This window comes from Pseudomonas sp. Leaf59, assembly GCF_920984685.1.
GTDB lineage: Bacteria > Pseudomonadota > Gammaproteobacteria > Pseudomonadales > Pseudomonadaceae > Aquipseudomonas.
The window spans coordinates 21724-39326 of the sequence record NZ_CAKLBR010000013.1 but is presented as its reverse complement, the minus strand read 5'-3'; the positions used below and the strand labels follow the sequence as shown (position 1 = coordinate 39326).

Sequence of the window (17603 nt, the reverse complement as noted above, 5' to 3'; positions counted from 1 at the left end):
GTCATGTCCGACTACCTGCTGCAGATGAATGGCATCGTCAAACGTTTTGGCGGTGTCAATGCGCTGAACGGCATCGATCTCAAGGTACGGCCCGGCGAGTGCCTGGGCCTGTGCGGCGAAAACGGTGCCGGCAAATCCACGCTGATGAAGGTGCTGTCGGCGGTCTACCCGCACGGCACCTGGGAGGGCGAAATCCTCTGGGACGGGCAGCCGCTCCAGGCTCAGTCCATCCGCGAAACCGAAGCCGCCGGCATCGTCATCATCCACCAGGAGCTGACGCTGGTGCCGGACCTTTCGGTGGCCGAGAACATCTTCATGGGCCACGAGCTGACCCTGCCCGGCGGGCGCATGAACTACCCGGCGATGCTGCACCGCGCCGAAGCCCTGATGCGCGAACTCAAAGTGCCGGACATGAACGTGGCGCTGCCGGTGTCGCAGTACGGCGGCGGCCACCAACAACTGGTGGAGATCGCCAAGGCCCTCAACAAACAGGCGCGCCTGTTGATCCTCGACGAGCCCTCCTCGGCCCTGACCCGCTCGGAAATCGAGGTGCTGCTCGACATCATCAAGGGGCTCAAGGCCAAGGGCGTGGCCTGCGTGTACATCTCCCACAAGCTCGATGAAGTGGCGGCGGTGTGTGACACCATTGCGGTGATCCGCGACGGCAAACACATCGCAACCACGGCCATGATTGACATGGATATCCCGCAGATCATCACGCAGATGGTCGGGCGCGAAATGAGCAACCTCTACCCTGCCAGGCCTGACGCGGTGGGCGATGTGATCTTCGAGGCGCGTCACGTCACCTGCTACGACGTGGACAACCCCAGGCGCAAGCGCGTCGACGATATTTCCTTCGTGCTCAAGCGTGGCGAAATCCTCGGCATCGCCGGGCTGGTGGGCGCCGGGCGCACGGAGCTGGTATCGGCGCTGTTCGGCGCCTACCCCGGCCGCTACAGCGCCGAGGTGTGGCTGGATGGCGCAGTGATCGACACGCGCACGCCGCTCAAATCGATCCGCGCCGGGCTGTGCATGGTGCCCGAGGACCGCAAGCGCCAGGGCATCATTCCCGACCTCGGCGTGGGCCAGAACATCACCCTGGCGGTGCTCGACACCTATGCGCACCTGACGCGCATCGATGCCGAGGCCGAACTGGGGAGCATCGACCAGCAGATCGCGCGCATGCACCTGAAAACCGCCAGCCCGTTCTTGCCGATCACCAGCCTCTCCGGCGGCAACCAGCAAAAGGCGGTGCTGGCGAAAATGCTGATGGCCAAGCCCAGGGTGCTGATCCTCGACGAGCCCACGCGCGGGGTGGACGTGGGCGCCAAATACGAAATCTACAAGCTGATGGTTGCACTGGCGGCCGAGGGCGTGGCGATCATCATGGTGTCGTCGGAGCTGGCCGAAGTGCTGGGGGTGTCGAACCGCGTGCTGGTGATCGGCGACGGCCAGCTGCGCGGCGACTTCGACAACCAAGGCCTTACCCAGGAACAGGTGCTCGCCGCTGCGCTCAGTCAAAACAATAACGATCGGAAGACCGCCTAGATGAATCAGGTCAAACACCTTTTTACCCGCTACAAAATGCTCGCGCTGGTAATTGCCGTGGCGTTCATCTGGCTGTTTTTCAGTTGGCAGACCGAGGGCGGTTTTCTCACGCCGCGCAACCTGTCCAACCTGCTGCGGCAGATGTCGATCACCGGGATTCTGGCGTGCGGTATGGTGCTGGTGATCATCAGCGGCGAGATCGATTTGTCGGTGGGCTCGTTGCTCGGATTGCTGGGCGGGCTGGCGGCGATTCTCGACGTGGTGTATCACGTTCCGCTGCTGGCCAACCTGAGCCTGGTGGCGTTGTGCGGGCTGATGATCGGCCTGGCCAACGGCTACATGACGGCGTACCTGCGCATTCCCTCGTTCATTGTCGGTCTGGGCGGCATGCTGGCGTTTCGCGGGATTCTGCTGGGGATCACCGGCGGCACCACCATCGCGCCGGTGTCGCCGTCGCTGGTGTATGTGGGCCAGGGTTATCTGCCGCATGAGGTGGGTATCGGGCTTGGGGTCTTGCTGTTTGCACTCACCGTGTTTCTCACCTGGAAGCAACGGCGCAATCGCGCACTGCACGGCCTGGCCGCGCATTCGCCGGTGCGTGACGGGCTGCGTGTGGTGCTTATCGGTGCGGTGCTGGCCGGGTTTGTCACCACGCTCAACAGCTACGACGGCATTCCGGTGCCGGTGCTGCTGTTGCTGGCGCTGCTCGGGGTGTTCAGCTACGTCACCAGCCAGACCGTGTTCGGCCGCCGGGTGTATGCGGTGGGCAGCAACATGGAAGCCACGCGGCTGTCGGGCATCAATGTGCAGGCGGTGAAACTGTGGATCTTCGGCATCATGGGCGTGATGTGCGCCCTCGCCGGCCTGGTCAATACCGCGCGCCTGGCGGCCGGTTCGCCGTCGGCCGGGAACATGGGAGAGCTGGATGCGATTGCCGCGTGCTTTATCGGCGGCACCTCGATGCGCGGCGGCTCGGGCACGGTGTATGGCGCGCTGCTGGGGGCGCTGGTGATTACCAGCCTGGATAACGGCATGTCGATGCTGGACGTGGACAGTTACTGGCAGATGATCGTCAAGGGCAGCATTCTGGTGCTGGCGGTGTGGGTGGATGTGAGTACGCGAGCCGGGCGTCGCTGAGGTCATTGGTGCGAGAAGGGGCTTGGTCCCGATAACGCTAGGTCAGCCACAGATAAGGTGACTGCCATACCGTCAGCGGGAACAAGCCCGTTGGGTTAACCGTAATCTGTAGACCTTAGCGGGACACCGGCATCGCAAACTCCGCGCCCTGCTCGATACTCTCCGACCAGCGCTGCATGATCGACTTCTGTTTGGTGTAGAACCGCACACCTTCGGTGCCATACGCATGCATGTCGCCAAACAGGCTTTTCTTCCAGCCCCCAAATCCGTGCCACGCCATCGGCACCGGGATCGGCACATTGATGCCGACCATGCCCACTTCGATGCGCCGCGCGAACTCGCGGGCGATATTGCCGTCGCGGGTAAAGCAGCTCACGCCGTTGCCAAATTCATGGTCGTTGACCAGTTGCACCGCCTCGGCAAAGTCATTCACCCGCACACAGGCCAGCACGGGGCCGAAGATTTCTTCGCGGTAGATGCTCATCTCCTTGCTCACGTGATCGAACAGCGTCGCGCCGAGCCAGAAACCGTTTTCCAGGCCGGGTTCGGAGGGCACGTAATCACGGCCGTCGAGCAGCAACTGGGCGCCGGCCTGCACGCCCTGTTCGATGTAGCCACTGATGCGCTGCAGCGCCGCACGGGAAACAATCGGGCCCATTTCGGCCTTCAGGTCGCGGCCGTCGGTGATGCGCAACTGCCTGGCTCGTTCGGTCAGCGCGGCGACGACTTTATCGCCCACATCGCCCACCAGCACCGCCACGGAGATGGCCATGCAGCGCTCGCCGGCACTGCCGTAAGCGGCGCCCATCAAGGCGTCGACGGTTTTTTCGATATCGGCGTCGGGCATCACCACCATGTGGTTTTTCGCACCGCCCAGGCCCTGCACGCGCTTGCCGTTGCGCGCGCCGGTTTCGTAGATGTAGTGGGCAATCGGCGTCGAGCCGACAAAACTCAGGGCCTTGACGTCCGGGTGTTCAAGCAGTGCATCCACCGCTTCCTTGTCGCCCTGCACCACGTTGAATACGCCCTGGGGCAAGCCGGCTTCGCGCAGCAGTTCGGCCATGAACAGCGAGGCGCTCGGGTCGGTAGGGCTGGGTTTGAGGATGAAGGTGTTGCCGGCGGCGATGGCGATCGGGTACATCCACATCGGCACCATCACCGGGAAATTGAACGGCGTCACGCCCGCCACCACGCCCAGAGGCTGGCGCAGGGTCCAGTTGTCCATGCCACGGGAGACCTGGTCGGAGTGCTCGCCCTTGAGCAGGTTGGGGATGCCGCAGGCGAATTCGAGAATATCAATGCCACGGTCAACCTCGCCCTGGGCATCGGTGAACACTTTGCCGTGTTCGGCGACGATGATGCTTGCCAGTTCGTCCTTGCGCTCACGCAGCAGATGCAGGTACTGAAACAACACGCGGGCGCGGCGGATCGGCGGCGTGTCGGCCCAGTCGGCAAACGCAGCCTGGGCGGCGGCCACCGCTTCGCCCACGGTGTCGCGGCTGGCCAGGGCGACGCGGCCGGTTACTTCACCGGTGGCGGGGTTGTACACGTCCTGATAGCGATCATCGCGGCTGACGCGCTGGTCGTTGATGTAATGCTCGAGGGTGATGGTCATGGCAGCGGATCCTGGGTCGATTAGCGTTGGCACCTACCATAGGCTTCCGCTTTGTTGCGAACCAGAGCAGAATCCAGAACTGATTGTGCACACAGGCGAACAATAGTCCCATGGAAAAAACCGAGATCGAAGGCCTGTGGACGCACATCCGCTGGCTCTCCGTGCTGGAAGAACACGGCACCTACACCGCTGCCGCTGCGCGGCTGGGCGTGAGCAAATCGGCGGTGAGCCAACGCATTTGCGAGCTGGAAGCCGCCACCGGCACCCGCCTGGTCACCCGCACCACACGCAGCGTGCGGCTCACCGACGCCGGGCGCTCACTGACCCGCGACGTGCGCAGCGCCTACGAGCACATCGCCCGCAGCTTTTCTTCGGTGCGCGACTCGGCCGGCGAAATCCGTGGCCTGGTGCGCCTCACCGCTCCGGTCGCCTTCGCGCGCCAGCAACTGGTGCCGCATCTGCCCGAATTCCTGCGTCAGCACCCGCAGGTTCGCATTCAGCTGGACGTGTCCGATGCCTTAAGCTCACTCGCCGCCGAAGGCTACGACCTGGCCGTGCGCCACAGCTTCCAGGTGCCGGAAACCCACGTCGCCTGGAAACTCTGCGACACCGCCTCGGTACTGGTCGCCACCCAGGACTACCTGCACCACCACGGCGAACCCCGCGAACCCGCCGACCTCAGCGCCCACAACTGTCTCTACTATCCGCGCGGCGCCGACCAGCCCGCGTGGACCTTCGAGCGCGGCGTTAAACAGACAGAACGCATCACCGTGCCCATCGCCGGCAGCTTTTCTACCAATAACAGCGAGGCACTGCGTGACTCGGCGCTCAATCACCTGGGCATCGCCCTGCTCCCGGATTTCAGCGCCCACGCGGCGCTGGCCAATGGCACGCTCAAGCAAGTGCTCAAGGGCTGGCGCTTGAAGGGTGCGTTTGCCGACGAGATCTACTTGATTCGGCCGTATTCGCCCCATGTGCCAAAGGCAGTGAGTGCGCTGGTGGGGTTTCTGAAGGACAAGCTGTCGACAGGCTTCGGTTCTGGCGCGCGGCAGGTCGCGACGAGAGCGGGCTGAACATTTTTTTGAAAATGCTGCAATGCGTAGGACATTTCACACAGTTTTCACAGGCGCACGCTTAAGCTCCACTCAGCTCCTAAGTGAACACCTTTTAAGCCCGCGCCCCCATCGTGGGCTTTTCTTTGCCTGGCGCAAAAGGCATTGCGCGCAGTGCCTGCCCTGAATGCAAAAAGCCCGGCTCAATGGCCGGGCTTTTTGTTATGGAGCGGTCCTCAGTTGTCAGGGTGCTCACTCGCCACCGAATCCGCAGCGTCCACGTCAGACATGTCTTCCTCGTCATCAGCCGGCAACGACTGCTCCGGCGCGTCGCGCTTGGGATCGTGACCGGTTTCGCTGTCCGTGCCTCGGGTCACGGGCTGCTGTGAAATGTTGCCTGGGGCGTTCTCGTCGATTTCCATGCTGGCTCTCCGCTTGGGCGTTCGGGATATCCGCGCTTGAACATGAGAAGCATCGTGGTCTGACAAGTGCCGTTTGATGGACGAACGGTGGCCTGTTCGGACCTCGCTCTATCGGCGGTGTAGAAAATTTGAATTAGCAGATTGTCTTCCCGGTCAAGAATTATGAACGCAGTCAATCTGACGAGGTGAGCGCAATGACTATCCAGGCAGAGACACTCGTACAACTGACCGAAGCGCTGCGCGAACGCGGTTTGAATCTGGTGTCGGATGTGCACTTTACCCGTGCACCTTATCGGCACAATCACCGCTGGATCTGCACGGTGGAGTAAGGTCACACAAAAACAAATGCCCCGACGAGTCGGGGCATTTGCTGTCAGCCGGAGTAGACCGCGTTTTCACACGGCCCGCCCGGCCCTTTTTTACTCACTGCAGGCTTACCTGACGCAGTTGCGGATCACTGTCGCTACCGATCGTGATGCGTTTGGGCTTGGCCTCTTCAGGCACCACGCGCAGCAGGTTGATGCTCAGCAATCCGTTGTTCAGCGAAGCACCACGCACCTCGATGTGATCCGCCAGGCGGAACGACAACCGGAAGGCCCGTTGCGCAATGCCCTGGTGCAGGTAAGTCACCTCTTTCTCGCTTTCACGTTTGTCACCCACAACCGTCAAAACGCCCTTCTCGACCTGGATATCCAGATCCGCCTCAGTAAGCCCGGCGACTGCAATGACAATGCGATATTCGTCATCACCGTGCTTTTCCACGTTATGAGGCGGATAGGTGTTCGGAGCCTCGCTGCGCAGCGCAGACTCAAACAGGTCATTGAAGCGATCAAAGCCCACCGACTGACGGAACAGAGGGGCCAGGGAAAGAGTAGTAGCCATTTTAAAATCTCCTGATTAGATCCAAGTGATTTAAAGCGCGACCCTGATTCGGCGTCGCGTGAAGGGAATTTATGTGCGGGAGAGAAGATTTCAAGGGGCGGGTTTGAAATTTTTTTACGGGCTCGCTGGCCGTGGGCTGAAAATCCCGCGAAGCCTCTGGCTCGCGGGATTTTTCCTTGGTGTTAAGTCAGTTGACCTTGAACTGCCTCACCAATCCCTGCTGATGCTCGGCCAATCGAGCAAGCTCGCGGCTGGTGGCGGCGGTTTGCTCAGCGCCGGCGCTGACCTGGATCACCAGTGAGTTGATGTCGTTGACGTTGCGATGAATTTCTTCGGCCACCAGGCTTTGCTCCTCGGCAGCGGACGCTACCTGCATGTTACGGTCACTGATGGACGCAATGCCTTCGGCGATCTCATTGAGCAAGTGGCCGGCACGCACCACATTGCTCGCACCTTCCTGCGCCTTGCCAAGGGTCTCCTGCATGGAGACCGCGGCGCGGTCGGAACCCGACTGCAGGTTGGCGATCATGTTCTGGATGCTGACCGTGGAGTCCTGGGTCTTTTTAGCCAGATTGCGCACTTCATCCGCAACCACCGCAAAACCACGGCCCTGCTCCCCAGCACGCGCCGCTTCGATGGCGGCGTTCAGTGCCAGCAGGTTGGTCTGCTCGGCAACACCGCGAATCACGTCCAGCACCGAAGAGATGGAATCGCTTTCGAGTTTGAGCTCGTTGATGATCTTCGAGGTTTGTTCGGCCTGCACTTCCAGGCCCTGGATCAAGCTGATGGTGTTATCGATCTCAGTCTTGCCCTGCATCGTGCTGGCGTTGACACGCTGTGACATTTCGGCGGCGTCAGTGGTGATGCGCGCTACATCCTTGACCGTGGCGCTCATCTCGCTGATCGCGGTCACCACCTGGTCGGTACCCTGACGCTGTTGCGCCACGTTCTGGCTGGTCTGCAAGGCCACCGCCGAGGACTGCTCGGCAGCCGTGGCAACCTGCGCCGTGGCGCTGCCGATTTCGCTGACCACGCCACTTATCTGAAGCGCCATGTTGTCCAGGTTGCGTGATATTTCGCCAAACTCGTCCTTGCCGGTGTAGCGGGTGCGCACCGTCAGGTCGCGGGTGGAAAGCGATGCAAGGGTGCGGTTCACATCGGTCACTGCCAGCTTGATATTGCGGATGATCACCAACGCCAGCCACAGCAAGGCGATCAACATCACGATAACGGTCGCTATGGCCACATACAGACTGAGTTCGGCATCATCACGCTCGTGATGGGCCAGGCCAACCACGGTCTGGCCCAGCTCCGCTTCGACGCCGGCCATGAGGTCGATACGACTGGTCGAAAGGTTGAACCAGTCTTCAGGTTTGATGTTGAGCGGGTTGCCCAGGGGCGTGTCAAAACCGAGCCGCTGAAGGCGTGCGACTTCCAGTGATCCGGGTTGTTGCAGGACCGCATCCAGCTTGCTCTTGAAGGCTGCCGGAGCCCATCGCTGGAAGGCTTCAAAGTAGCCGGAGAACTCACCGAGGTTACGGCTGAAGCGCGACAACAATGCAGCGTCGAAGCGATTTTGATTGAACGCCAGGCCCAGCAATACGCGCTCGCGCCCGGCACGCTCTTTCATATCGACAAATTGATTGAGCGAGCCCAACGCACGCAGAATCTGGGGGTCATCAATGCTGGCTTCCAACGAATAATTGAAGCCCACGAGGGTTTTAATCAGGTCGGTAAAAAGAGCGCCGGACTCCGTGTTGTTAATCGCCAGGTTATCGACTTTCAAACGCAAGGCGGCCAGCTCACCCAGCGCGCGCAATGCCTCGTTCGGGGCTGGAATACCCTCGCTCGATTGCCCTCGCAGCGCGCCGATTGACGTGTCGGTCTCCTGGCGCAAGGCCTTGAGCTTGTCTTGCATGGACTTGCCACCGCTGCCCAGAAAAACGCCGCTGGCGCCGCGCTCGCGTTGGAGGGTGGTCACGACATTGCTGAATTTTTGTGCAGCGGTGGTGGCGGCAACTGCGCGATTCATTGACCCCAGCGTATCGCTTTTGTCCGCAATGAAAATGCCCGCAAAAGCCAGAAATCCGAGCAAAGGAAAAATCAGAATAAGCAGCAGCTTGGTACTCAAAGGAGCATTGCTAAGCATTACAAACCTCGGGACTTACAAATTTTGTCTAATAATTACCTCCGGCGCACGTTCTAGTGAAATCGACGTTTATAGGAGCCAAAGATGATCCAGTTTGAGCCCGCCATAGCCGTTTTTCTTCCGTTTACACTATCTCGGCCTGAAGCTATCGAGCTTTAGAGCTGCCGGAAAAAATGGACTGCGCGTGAACCTGGATACCTGAGGATCTTTACAAACCCCGGAAACGCAAAAGCCCCGCTTTCGCGAGGCTCTCGTGTCAATCTTGGCGGGAAACCAGGGATTCGAACCCTGGGAACGCTATTAACGTTCGCCGGTTTTCAAGACCGGTGCATTCAACCACTCTGCCAATTTCCCTTGTGCATCACGGGATTATAGTAACCCTTCCCGTCTCAGCGGGCGCCATAATACCCGAATGAAACACACTGTCAAACTCTCGCCATCGCTTGTTACAGAGCGTCTGTTATGATCTTTGCGACTGAACGTTTCAAAACCACAGGAGTGTCGCCATGCGCGAACAGAATTACGCAGTGAATGGCAACGCCCAGGCTGAGCAGCTTGAAGTCAGCCGCGTGTTGCGCAACACCTACGGCTTGCTCGCCCTGACCCTCGCCTTCAGCGGTGTGATGGCGTTCGTGGCTCAGCAGATGCGTGTTGGCTACCCGAATATCTTTGTTGTGCTGATCGGCTTCTATGGTCTGTTCTTCCTGACCAACAAGCTGCGTGACTCGGCCTGGGGCCTGGTGTCGGCGTTTGCCCTGACCGGTTTCATGGGCTTTATCCTTGGCCCGATCCTCAACCGTTACCTGGGTATGGCCGGCGGCGCGGAAGTGGTCAGTTCGGCGTTTGCCATGACGGCGCTGGTGTTTGGTGGCTTGTCCGCCTATGTGCTGATCACCCGCAAGGACATGAGCTTCCTCGGCGGCTTCATCACCGCAGGCTTCTTCGTGTTGCTGGCGGCGGTGGTTGCGGGCATGTTCTTCCAGATTAGCGGCCTGCAACTGGCGATCAGCGCAGGCTTCGTGCTGTTCTCGTCGGTGTGCATCCTGTTCCAGACCAGCGCGATCATCCACGGCGGCGAGCGCAACTACATCATGGCGACCGTCAGCCTGTATGTGTCGATCTACAACCTGTTTATCAGCCTGTTGCAGATCTTCGGCATCATGAGCCGCGACGACTGATTCATTTTCATTGCCGCAATAAAAAATGCCCCGTATCGAAAGATACGGGGCATTTTTGTTGGCGCGGGACTCAATACTGGTTGGGTTCCATCTCCAACTCAACCTTGAAACGCTGGGCGATGTCCTGCTGGATACGCCGCGCGAGGTTGGCAATGTCCTGCCCGGTAGCACCGCCGTAGTTGACCAGCACCAACGCCTGCATGTTATGCACGCCGGCATCGCCGTCTCGAAACCCCTTCCAGCCGGCCTTGTCGATCAGCCAGCCAGCGGCGAGTTTCATCTGCCCGTCGGCCTGGGGATAGGCCACCAGGTCCGGGTACTGGCTTTTCAGCTCGGCTGCGAGTGCCTGGGAGACCAGCGGGTTTTTGAAGAAGCTGCCAGCATTGCCCAGCTCTGCCGGGTCCGGCAGTTTCTCGCGGCGAATGCTACAGATCGCACGGCTGACGTCACTCGGCGTGGCATCGGTGATGCCCTGCGCCGCCAGACGCTGCTGCACCGGGCCGTAGTCGAGTTTCAAGTGGCGGATGCGGCTCAGGACAAAGCGCACGCGCAGGATCAGCCAGCGTCCGGTGTGCTGCTTGAACAGGCTGTCACGGTAGCCGAACTGGCACTCTTCCAGGCTGAAATCGCGCCGTTCGCCGGTTTGGCGATCCAGGGCGGTGAGGCCGGCGAATACATCCTTGATCTCCACTCCATAGGCACCAATGTTCTGCATCGGCGCTGCGCCGACAGTGCCGGGGATCAGGCTGAGGTTTTCCAGGCCGCAGAAACCATGTTCCAGGGTCCACAACACAAACGGATGCCAGGGCTCACCCGCTTCGGCTTCGATCACCACGCGGCTGCCGTCGTCCTGCAATACCCGAATGCCGCGGGTTGCCATGCGCAATACCAAAGCGCAAATGTCCTGGGTCAGCAGCAGATTGCTGCCGCCACCGATCACCAGCAACGGCAGTGCCTGCGCAGCGGCGTAAGCCAGGGCTTCACGCACATCGGCGTCGCCATGAGCGTCGGCGAACAGCTGGGCCCGCACATCGATGCCGAAACTGTTGAAGGGCTTGAGCGAGACCTGCGTCTGCACCTGCAAGGTCATAACCGCCCCTTCAATTCGATCACCAATAAATCACAGGCGCGCTCGATCAGGTCCAGCACCCTGTCGAAGCCTTGTTCGCCTTCGTAGTAAGGGTCTGGCACTTCGTCAACGTCGGCATCGAAGCGGCGCAGGAACAGATCCAGCTCCGCCTTGCCCTGCCCTGACTGCATCAGCTTGAGGTGACGCAGGTTACTGTGGTCCATCGCAAGGATCAGGTCGTAGCGCGAAAAATCGGCGCGGCTGACCTGCTGGGCACGCTGGGACGACAGGTCATAACCGCGCATCAGCGCCGCACGCTGGCTGCGCTGATCCGGCGGGTTGCCGACATGCCATTCACCGGTGCCGGCGGAGGCCACGTCGACCTGCCCCGCCAGCCCCGCTTCGCGCAATTTATGGCGCAGTACGCCTTCCGCCGTGGGCGAGCGACAGATGTTGCCCAGGCAGACAAACAGAACCTCCATCAGGCCCCCAGCAGGCGACGAACGCGCTCGAGGTCTTCCTGGGTGTCGACACCGGCCGGCGGCGCTTCGAGTGCATCGCCGACATGGATGCGCACGCCATGCCACAGGGCCCGCAGTTGCTCCAGGGATTCGGTGTTTTCCAGCCAGCACGGGCCCCAACTGACGAAGTCGTGCAGGAAGCCGGCGCGGTAGGCGTAAATGCCGATGTGGCGGCGGTAAGGCACGCCTTCGGGCAACAAATCGGGGTGTTTGGCAAAGGCATCGCGCGCCCAGGGCAAGGTCGAACGACTGAACGTCAGCGCCAGGCCGTTGATGTCGCTGACCACCTTGACCACGTTCGGGTTGAACAGGGTTTCCACATCTTCGATCGGTTCGGCCAGGGTGGCCATGCGCGCTTCGCCATGGGCGGCCAGGTTGGCGGCGACCTGATCGATCACGCTCGGCGGAATCAACGGCTCGTCACCTTGCACGTTGACCACGATGGCATCGTGCGCCAGGCCCAGTTGCGTGGCCACTTCGGCCAGGCGGTCGGTGCCGGAGTTATGGTCTTCGCGGGTCAGCACCGCCTCGGCGCCAAACCCTTGGCAGGCGGCGATGATGCGCGGGTCATCGGTGGCCACCACCACCCGCTCGGCGCTGCTTTTGCAGGCCTGTTCCCACACCAGCTGAATCATCGGCTTGCTGCCGATCAATTGCAGCGGTTTGCCCGGCAGACGGGTCGATGCATAGCGCGAGGGAATGACAACGGTAAAGGCGGTGGTCATTTATCCAGACGCTCATCGGTGGTGAGGGTACGCGCTTCGCTTTCCAGCATCACCGGGATACCGTCGCGGATCGGGTAGGCAAGGCCCGCACCTTTGCTGATCAACTCGGTTTTGTCGGCGCTGAGCTTGAGCGGGCCTTTGCAGATCGGGCAAGCAAGGATATCGAGCAGTTTGGTGTCCATGAATATTTCCTGGAAAGAAGCGTGTTAGGGCAAGGGACGTGCGGGCAGCAGGCGCGTCAGTTGCGTGTCGAACCAGGCGACAAACGCCGGCGACGGCAGCGCATCCACCGCAAGGTACCACCAGTCGGGCTGTGCGAAGGCGCGGCACTTCACCGCGTCCTTCTCGGTCATCACCAGCGGCAATGACGGGGTAAAACTCAAGACCTCGGCGCTGTACTGCGCATGGTCGGCAAATACATGGGGTATGGGCTGCCAGTGTAGCGTTTCAAGGGTGGTGAAGAAACGCTGCGGGTTACCGATACCGGCGACCGCATGCATGGCCTGACCCGCCTGGAAGTGGTCGACCGGCCTGCGCTCGCCGCTGTGCAGGTTGATCAGGGCGGCAGGTTGCAGGCGAAAGGCGAAACCGTCTTCACGGTCGGCCCCCGAGCCGTTATATAACAGCGCATCGACGCTTTGCAGGCGCTCCACCGGTTCGCGCAGCGGCCCGGCAGGCAGGCAACGGCGGTTGCCCAGGCCACGGGCGGCATCGATCAATACCAGTTCAAGATCACGCGCCAGGCGGTAATGCTGCAGGCCGTCGTCAGACAGAATCAGGTCCAGGGGTTCGCTTTCCAGCAAGGCTTTTACTGCACGACTGCGATTGGGGTCGATCATCAGCGGCACACCGCTGCGCTGCACGATCAGCAACGGCTCGTCGCCGGCCACGGCGGCACTGTGGTCGGCCTCGACGCGCCAGGGCAGCTGCGGCGGTTTGGCGCCGTAGCCACGGCTGACCACGCCCACCCGCAGACCGGCGCGGCGGCAGTGTTCGATCAACCACAGAATCAACGGCGTCTTGCCGGTGCCGCCCACGGTGATATTGCCCACCACTACAACTGGCACAGGCGCCTTATAGATGTCACCCTCCCCGGCCACGAAGCGCGCGCGCTTGCGCTGCACCACCCGACGATACAGACACTCCAACGGTGTCAGCAGCGCCAGGGCCGGATGGCCTGTGTACCAGGCCTTGAGCAGACGGTCGGACATTGCCATCAGGGTTGGCCCGCCGCCTCGACGGTGCTCATGCGCAAGTGGCTGAAGCCCAGCTTGCCGGCGGCGTCCATCGCAGTGATCACAGCCTGGTGCTGGGTCTTGCCATCGGCACTGATGGACAACGGCATTTTGGTATCGCCGCCGGATTCCTTCTGCAGCGCGTCCATCAAGCTATTGAGGTCGTTTTTCTCCAGCAACTGGTTGTTCACAGTGAACACGCCATCAGCGCTGATGGCGATGTCCAGTTGCTTGACCTCCTGGTCCTCGGCCGGCGAGCCGCTCACCGCTTCCGGCAGATCAACCCGCAGCGCGGTCTGCCGAGTGAAGGTGGTGGTCACGACAAAAAACAGCAGCAGGATAAACACCACGTCGATCAGCGACGCGAGGTTGATATCGACATTTTCCCGTCGCTTGCGGCGAAATTTCACACCTTGTCCTCAACCAGATCCACGTCACGGTCGCCCTGCACCACTTCCACCAGCTTGATGGCTTCCTGCTCCATGCCGACCACCAGCTCATCGATACGCCGTTGCAGGAAACGGTGGAAGAACACCGATGGAATACCCACCATCAGGCCCGCTGCGGTGGTGATCAAGGCTTTGGAAATACCGCCGGCCAGCACCGCCGCGTTGGTGGTCATGCCCGAGCCCATGAACGAACTGAAGATATCGATCATGCCCAGCACGGTGCCGAGCAAGCCGAGCAACGGCGCCATGGCGGCGATGGTGCCGAGCGCATTGATGTAGCGCTCCAGCTCATGAATGACGCGGGCAGCGGCCTCTTCGATGCATTCTTTCATGATCTCGCGACCATGCTTGGAGTTGGCCAGGCCCGCCGCGAGGATTTCCCCCAGGGGTGAATCGGCGCGCAGTTCCTTGAGCTTCTGTTTGTCGAGCTGCTTGTTCTTGATCCAGCCCCACACCTGCCCCAGCAGATGCTCGGGGGTCACGCGACTGGCACGCAGGGTCCACAGGCGTTCGGCAACGATGCCCAGCGCTGCGATGGAACTCAAGATGATCGGCAACATCATCCAACCACCGGATTTGACCAATTCCCACACAGTGAATGTCCCCTCGAAAAAGTGCGCCACTTTACCATATAGGTTCGGTCGCGGGGCCCGCCCGTCGCCGGCCGTGAGCGCGTTGGATAGCGAATCAGCGTAACGGTTCACGCCAGAAGCGGCGTTGCGCGCGTGCAACCGTGGCGGGCTCGAAAGCCCCCAACTGCAGGCGTACCGCACCCTGCTCGGCGCTGTCATACACCCGGCTGCCCACTGCGCGGTAACGCTCCAGCACCTGGGCGTGAGGATGGCCGAATGCATTGCCGCGCCCCCGCGAGATCAGCACCGACGTGGGCGCCAACTGCTGCACAAAGGGCCGCGACGACGAACTGCGGCTGCCATGGTGAGGGGCTTGCAGCCAGTCGGTGCGCAGCGCCAGCGGCGAGTCGAGCAACGCGCGCTCGGCAGCGCGATCGATATCGCCGGTGAGCAGCAACCGTTCGCCATTGGCCTGCACCTGCAACACGCAGGATTTCGGGTTACCGTCGACGGCCCCGGGCCATTGCCACAGCTCGAATGACACACCGTCCCACTGCCAGCGTTCGCCGCTGATACAAGGTTGAGTGCCGAGAAACTCGGGTAGGCCGTCGGTTTCACCCCCCACCACACGCTTGACCGGCAGCCCGCGCGCCACCGCGGCCGCCCCGCCGGCATGATCGGCATCGGCGTGGCTGATCAGCATCAAATCCAGCGACGCGATGCCAAGTTTTTTCAGCGACGGCAACACCACACGCGCGCCCAGGTCTGCGGCCCGCGAACGCGGGCCGGCATCGTAGAGCACACTGTGATGACGGGTGCGCAGGATAATCGCCTGCCCCTGGCCGACATCCAGCTGCACTACGTCCACCCGCCCATGGGGCACCAGCTCACGCGGCGTAAACACCGCCAGCAACAGCATCGGCCAACCCAACAGCCGAAAAGGCACACCGCTCGGCAGCAGCACGATCACCGCGCCGGCCAGACTCACCAGCCAATACCCCAGGGGCACTTCGGCCGGTATCCACGCCGGCAGGTGCGCCGCCAGCAGCGCCAGGCCCTGAAACAACAGGTCCAGCGCGCCGCCCGCCAACCACAGCAGGCCCTCCCCCACAAGCGGCACCGCCAGCAGGACAGTCCCCAGCAATGCCAGCGGCAACACCACCAGGCTGATCCAAGGCACAGCGACCAGATTGGCAAGGGGAGCACTCAGGCTGATCGGCAAATCAAGCATCAACAACAGGGGAAAAAGACCGATGGCGATCAACCACTGCGCACGCGTCCAGGCCTGCCACAGGCGCCACGGGCCCAAGCGCCCGCCGAAGGCCAGTATCAACACCGCAACCGCACCGAACGATAACCAGAATCCGGGCTGCAGACTCGCCAGCGGTTCCAGCACCAGTACCCCGTTGAGTGCCAGCAGCAACGGCCACCAGGCACCCAGGTGGCGAAAACGCAACCGCCACAGCAGCACCAGCCCCACCATGACGCAGGCCCGCTGCACCGGCACGCCGAACCCTGCCAGCAAGCCGTAACCCAGCGCTGCAACAAAGGCCAGGCCGCAGGCCCAGGGCAACCACGGCCAGGTGGCGGGCCAGCAACCATAACGCGCCAGCAACGCTATCAGCCCGTAGATCAACCCCGCCAGCAGGCCAATGTGCTGGCCGGAGATCACCAGCAGGTGCACGGTGCCGGTGTCCTGCAGCACTTGCCAGTCTTCGTCCGCCAGCCCGGAGCCGTCGCCCAGCACCAGCGCGGCCAGCCCCGCTTCGCGGCCCTGGGCATCCACCGTCATCAGGCGTTGGCGCAGCGTATCGCGCCAGGCGTTGCGGGCCGGCGTCAGACGCTCGCCGTCCTTTACCGTACCGGTCGCGCCGATGCGCTGCGCCAAGAGCCAGGCTTCGTGATCGAACCCCTGAAAGTTGAGCAGGCCGGACGGTCGCTTCAGGGTCACGGCCAACCGCCAGCGCTCGCCACTGTGCACCGCCGGCCCGCCGTGCCAGGACACCCGGATGCGCCTGGGCAAGCGGGTATGGCGTGACCGGCTGTCGGCCAGTTCGAAGCGCACGCCAGTGGATGTCTGCTGCGGTAACCCGACCACCCGCCCTTCCAGCCAACGCGTCTGGCCGTCCAGTGCGGAGGGCAATCGGTCATTCAGCGCCCACTGCGCACTGATGCACGCCCAACTCAAACCAAACAGGAAAAAGGCCAGCGCGAAGGTGCGAAACGGCAACAGCATCAAGGCCAGCACCAGCATGGCCAGCAGCCATCCCGTCGCTGGCAATGCGGGTAAAACACGCAGAGTCAGCAACCCCAGCGCCAATGCAAACATCCCTGTCTTCATGAATCATCCTTCTCAAATGACCCACTCAGTCTTAGCCGGGCGTCGGACGGCGCCTATGATGTTTTGTCACAAAGTCTGAATTTTCTGTTTATAGAATCCGGGCATACTTGCCCCTCGAACTGACCTGGACCCCTTATGCCCCGGCGCTTATTCAAACGGTACATGCCCGACCCCAGCAGTATCAGGGAACACAAGTCATTACAGTTTCTTGGGACCTTGCTGCATGACCCGAACCTCTGGCACCTGAACCGGCACTCGGTGGCGCGGGCCATGGCCGTGGGTCTGTTCGCGGCCTTTATCCCGATTCCCCTGCAGATGTTATTGGCCGCGGTGCTGGCCATCGTGGTGCGCGGCAACATGCCCATCGCCGTCAGCCTGGTGTGGCTGACCAACCCGATCACCATGCCGGTGGTGTTCGTGTGCACCTACATGACCGGCGCCTGGCTGATGAACGTGCCGCCGCGCAGCCTGCCCGACCACCTCACCTGGGAATGGATCAGCGGCCAGCTGAACACGCTGTGGCAGCCGTTCCTATTGGGTTCGGTGGTGCTGGGGCTGGTGCTTGGCGCACTGGCCTACTGCCTGACCATGGGCTACTGGCGCTGGTGGGTCGCGCGCCAATGGAAACGCCGCAAACTGCGCCGCCGCTGAAACCCGACACCCAGGCTCCTGCTCAACACCATTAATTTTCAGGATTCCAGGCCGCGC

Annotated in this window: 18 protein-coding genes and 1 tRNA gene; 6 read left to right on the top strand and 13 right to left on the bottom strand. The window is 61.8% G+C overall.

Translation table 11 applies throughout. The features are described 5' to 3' along the window. The first annotated feature begins 3 nt into the window (after window positions 1-3). Window positions 4-1548: a D-xylose ABC transporter ATP-binding protein gene (xylG, locus tag LUB09_RS15185; protein ID WP_231422940.1), complete on the top strand. Its 1545-nt coding sequence runs from the start codon at window positions 4-6 to the stop codon at window positions 1546-1548. Next, on the top strand, window positions 1549-2685 hold the full coding sequence (locus tag LUB09_RS15180) for a sugar ABC transporter permease (protein WP_209982766.1): 1137 nt from the start codon (window positions 1549-1551) through the stop codon (window positions 2683-2685). Window positions 2686-2800: 115 nt separating this feature from the next. On the opposite strand, the gene LUB09_RS15175 is transcribed toward LUB09_RS15180, so the two are convergent. Further along, the gene (locus LUB09_RS15175) at window positions 2801-4300 is read right to left on the bottom strand and encodes a CoA-acylating methylmalonate-semialdehyde dehydrogenase (protein ID WP_209982767.1); all 1500 of its coding nucleotides are present in this window, start codon (window positions 4298-4300) and stop codon (window positions 2801-2803) included. Between the two features lie 110 nt (window positions 4301-4410). Between LUB09_RS15175 and LUB09_RS15170 the strand changes: the two genes are divergently transcribed. After that, window positions 4411-5373, top strand: a complete 963-nt coding sequence (locus LUB09_RS15170) for a LysR family transcriptional regulator (RefSeq protein WP_231422939.1) — start codon at window positions 4411-4413, stop codon at window positions 5371-5373. Window positions 5374-5588: 215 nt separating this feature from the next. Here the strand turns inward: LUB09_RS15170 and LUB09_RS15165 are convergent, their stop codons facing one another. Next, window positions 5589-5774, bottom strand: a complete 186-nt coding sequence (locus LUB09_RS15165) for a hypothetical protein (RefSeq protein WP_003232175.1) — start codon at window positions 5772-5774, stop codon at window positions 5589-5591. Window positions 5775-5968: 194 nt separating this feature from the next. On the opposite strand from LUB09_RS15165, the gene LUB09_RS23885 reads away from it, so the two are divergent. Further along, window positions 5969-6103: a hypothetical protein gene (locus tag LUB09_RS23885; protein WP_269325489.1), complete on the top strand. Its 135-nt coding sequence runs from the start codon at window positions 5969-5971 to the stop codon at window positions 6101-6103. A 94-nt stretch (window positions 6104-6197) separates the two neighbouring features. On the opposite strand, the gene LUB09_RS15160 is transcribed toward LUB09_RS23885, so the two are convergent. The 3 genes from LUB09_RS15160 to LUB09_RS15150 all read right to left on the bottom strand — a co-directional run bounded on the left by LUB09_RS15160 (window position 6198) and on the right by LUB09_RS15150 (window position 9159). Beyond that, the gene (locus tag LUB09_RS15160) at window positions 6198-6656 is read right to left on the bottom strand and encodes an Hsp20 family protein (protein ID WP_003232172.1); all 459 of its coding nucleotides are present in this window, start codon (window positions 6654-6656) and stop codon (window positions 6198-6200) included. A 187-nt stretch (window positions 6657-6843) separates the two neighbouring features. Further along, window positions 6844-8805 (bottom strand): methyl-accepting chemotaxis protein, encoded by a 1962-nt coding sequence (locus LUB09_RS15155; RefSeq protein WP_442964101.1) that lies wholly within the window; start codon window positions 8803-8805, stop codon window positions 6844-6846. 263 nt (window positions 8806-9068) lie between these two features. Then, window positions 9069-9159: transfer RNA gene (locus tag LUB09_RS15150), tRNA-Ser, on the bottom strand. A gap of 152 nt (window positions 9160-9311) precedes the next feature. Between LUB09_RS15150 and LUB09_RS15145 the strand changes: the two genes are divergently transcribed. Beyond that, on the top strand, window positions 9312-9983 hold the full coding sequence (locus LUB09_RS15145; protein ID WP_003174664.1) for a Bax inhibitor-1/YccA family protein: 672 nt from the start codon (window positions 9312-9314) through the stop codon (window positions 9981-9983). Window positions 9984-10053: 70 nt separating this feature from the next. Here LUB09_RS15145 and murB read toward each other — a convergent pair whose 3' ends face one another. From murB to LUB09_RS15105, 8 genes are all read right to left on the bottom strand, one after another. Then, the gene (murB, locus tag LUB09_RS15140; RefSeq protein WP_231422938.1) at window positions 10054-11073 is read right to left on the bottom strand and encodes a UDP-N-acetylmuramate dehydrogenase; all 1020 of its coding nucleotides are present in this window, start codon (window positions 11071-11073) and stop codon (window positions 10054-10056) included. Next, a complete protein-coding gene (locus LUB09_RS15135) occupies window positions 11070-11534 on the bottom strand; it encodes a low molecular weight protein-tyrosine-phosphatase (RefSeq protein ID WP_209982771.1) in 465 nt (154 codons plus the stop codon). Before LUB09_RS15135 ends, murB begins: the two co-directional genes overlap by 4 nt. Continuing rightward, window positions 11534-12298: a 3-deoxy-manno-octulosonate cytidylyltransferase gene (gene kdsB, locus LUB09_RS15130; RefSeq protein WP_209982772.1), complete on the bottom strand. Its 765-nt coding sequence runs from the start codon at window positions 12296-12298 to the stop codon at window positions 11534-11536. Before kdsB ends, LUB09_RS15135 begins: the two co-directional genes overlap by 1 nt. After that, entirely contained in the window at window positions 12295-12480 is a 186-nt protein-coding gene (locus LUB09_RS15125) for a Trm112 family protein (protein ID WP_003174668.1), read from the bottom strand. Before LUB09_RS15125 ends, kdsB begins: the two co-directional genes overlap by 4 nt. 24 nt (window positions 12481-12504) lie before the next feature. Continuing rightward, window positions 12505-13515 carry a tetraacyldisaccharide 4'-kinase gene (lpxK, locus tag LUB09_RS15120; protein WP_231422937.1) on the bottom strand — a complete coding sequence of 337 codons (1011 nt, stop codon included), beginning with the start codon at window positions 13513-13515 and terminating at the stop codon, window positions 12505-12507. Then, entirely contained in the window at window positions 13515-13943 is a 429-nt protein-coding gene (locus tag LUB09_RS15115; RefSeq protein WP_209982774.1) for an ExbD/TolR family protein, read from the bottom strand. The genes lpxK and LUB09_RS15115 overlap by 1 nt, the downstream gene beginning before the upstream one ends. Next, entirely contained in the window at window positions 13940-14575 is a 636-nt protein-coding gene (locus LUB09_RS15110; protein WP_209982775.1) for a MotA/TolQ/ExbB proton channel family protein, read from the bottom strand. Before LUB09_RS15110 ends, LUB09_RS15115 begins: the two co-directional genes overlap by 4 nt. A 94-nt stretch (window positions 14576-14669) precedes the next feature. Next, on the bottom strand, window positions 14670-16895 hold the full coding sequence (locus tag LUB09_RS15105) for a DNA internalization-related competence protein ComEC/Rec2 (protein ID WP_231422936.1): 2226 nt from the start codon (window positions 16893-16895) through the stop codon (window positions 14670-14672). A 135-nt stretch (window positions 16896-17030) separates the two neighbouring features. Between LUB09_RS15105 and LUB09_RS15100 the strand changes: the two genes are divergently transcribed. Further along, entirely contained in the window at window positions 17031-17546 is a 516-nt protein-coding gene (locus LUB09_RS15100) for a DUF2062 domain-containing protein (protein ID WP_209982778.1), read from the top strand. The last annotated feature ends 57 nt before the right edge of the window (window positions 17547-17603 follow it).

Bases quoted from the DNA above. Each gene is read 5' to 3' on its own strand.
- LUB09_RS15135 (WP_209982771.1), bottom strand. From the start codon at position 11,534: ATGGAGGTTCTGTTTGTCTGCCTGGGCAACATCTGTCGCTCGCCCACG.
- LUB09_RS15155 (WP_442964101.1), bottom strand. From the start codon at position 8,805: ATGCTTAGCAATGCTCCTTTGAGTACCAAGCTGCTGCTTATTCTGATT.
- LUB09_RS15170 (WP_231422939.1), top strand. From the start codon at position 4,411: ATGGAAAAAACCGAGATCGAAGGCCTGTGGACGCACATCCGCTGGCTC.
- LUB09_RS15125 (WP_003174668.1), bottom strand. From the start codon at position 12,480: ATGGACACCAAACTGCTCGATATCCTTGCTTGCCCGATCTGCAAAGGC.
- xylG (WP_231422940.1), top strand. From the start codon at position 4: ATGTCCGACTACCTGCTGCAGATGAATGGCATCGTCAAACGTTTTGGC.
- LUB09_RS15180 (WP_209982766.1), top strand. From the start codon at position 1,549: ATGAATCAGGTCAAACACCTTTTTACCCGCTACAAAATGCTCGCGCTG.
- LUB09_RS15165 (WP_003232175.1), bottom strand. From the start codon at position 5,774: ATGGAAATCGACGAGAACGCCCCAGGCAACATTTCACAGCAGCCCGTG.
- LUB09_RS15160 (WP_003232172.1), bottom strand. From the start codon at position 6,656: ATGGCTACTACTCTTTCCCTGGCCCCTCTGTTCCGTCAGTCGGTGGGC.
- LUB09_RS15145 (WP_003174664.1), top strand. From the start codon at position 9,312: ATGCGCGAACAGAATTACGCAGTGAATGGCAACGCCCAGGCTGAGCAG.
- lpxK (WP_231422937.1), bottom strand. From the start codon at position 13,515: ATGGCAATGTCCGACCGTCTGCTCAAGGCCTGGTACACAGGCCATCCG.
- LUB09_RS23885 (WP_269325489.1), top strand. From the start codon at position 5,969: ATGACTATCCAGGCAGAGACACTCGTACAACTGACCGAAGCGCTGCGC.
- murB (WP_231422938.1), bottom strand. From the start codon at position 11,073: ATGACCTTGCAGGTGCAGACGCAGGTCTCGCTCAAGCCCTTCAACAGT.
- kdsB (WP_209982772.1), bottom strand. From the start codon at position 12,298: ATGACCACCGCCTTTACCGTTGTCATTCCCTCGCGCTATGCATCGACC.
- LUB09_RS15100 (WP_209982778.1), top strand. From the start codon at position 17,031: ATGCCCCGGCGCTTATTCAAACGGTACATGCCCGACCCCAGCAGTATC.
- LUB09_RS15105 (WP_231422936.1), bottom strand. From the start codon at position 16,895: ATGAAGACAGGGATGTTTGCATTGGCGCTGGGGTTGCTGACTCTGCGT.
- LUB09_RS15175 (WP_209982767.1), bottom strand. From the start codon at position 4,300: ATGACCATCACCCTCGAGCATTACATCAACGACCAGCGCGTCAGCCGC.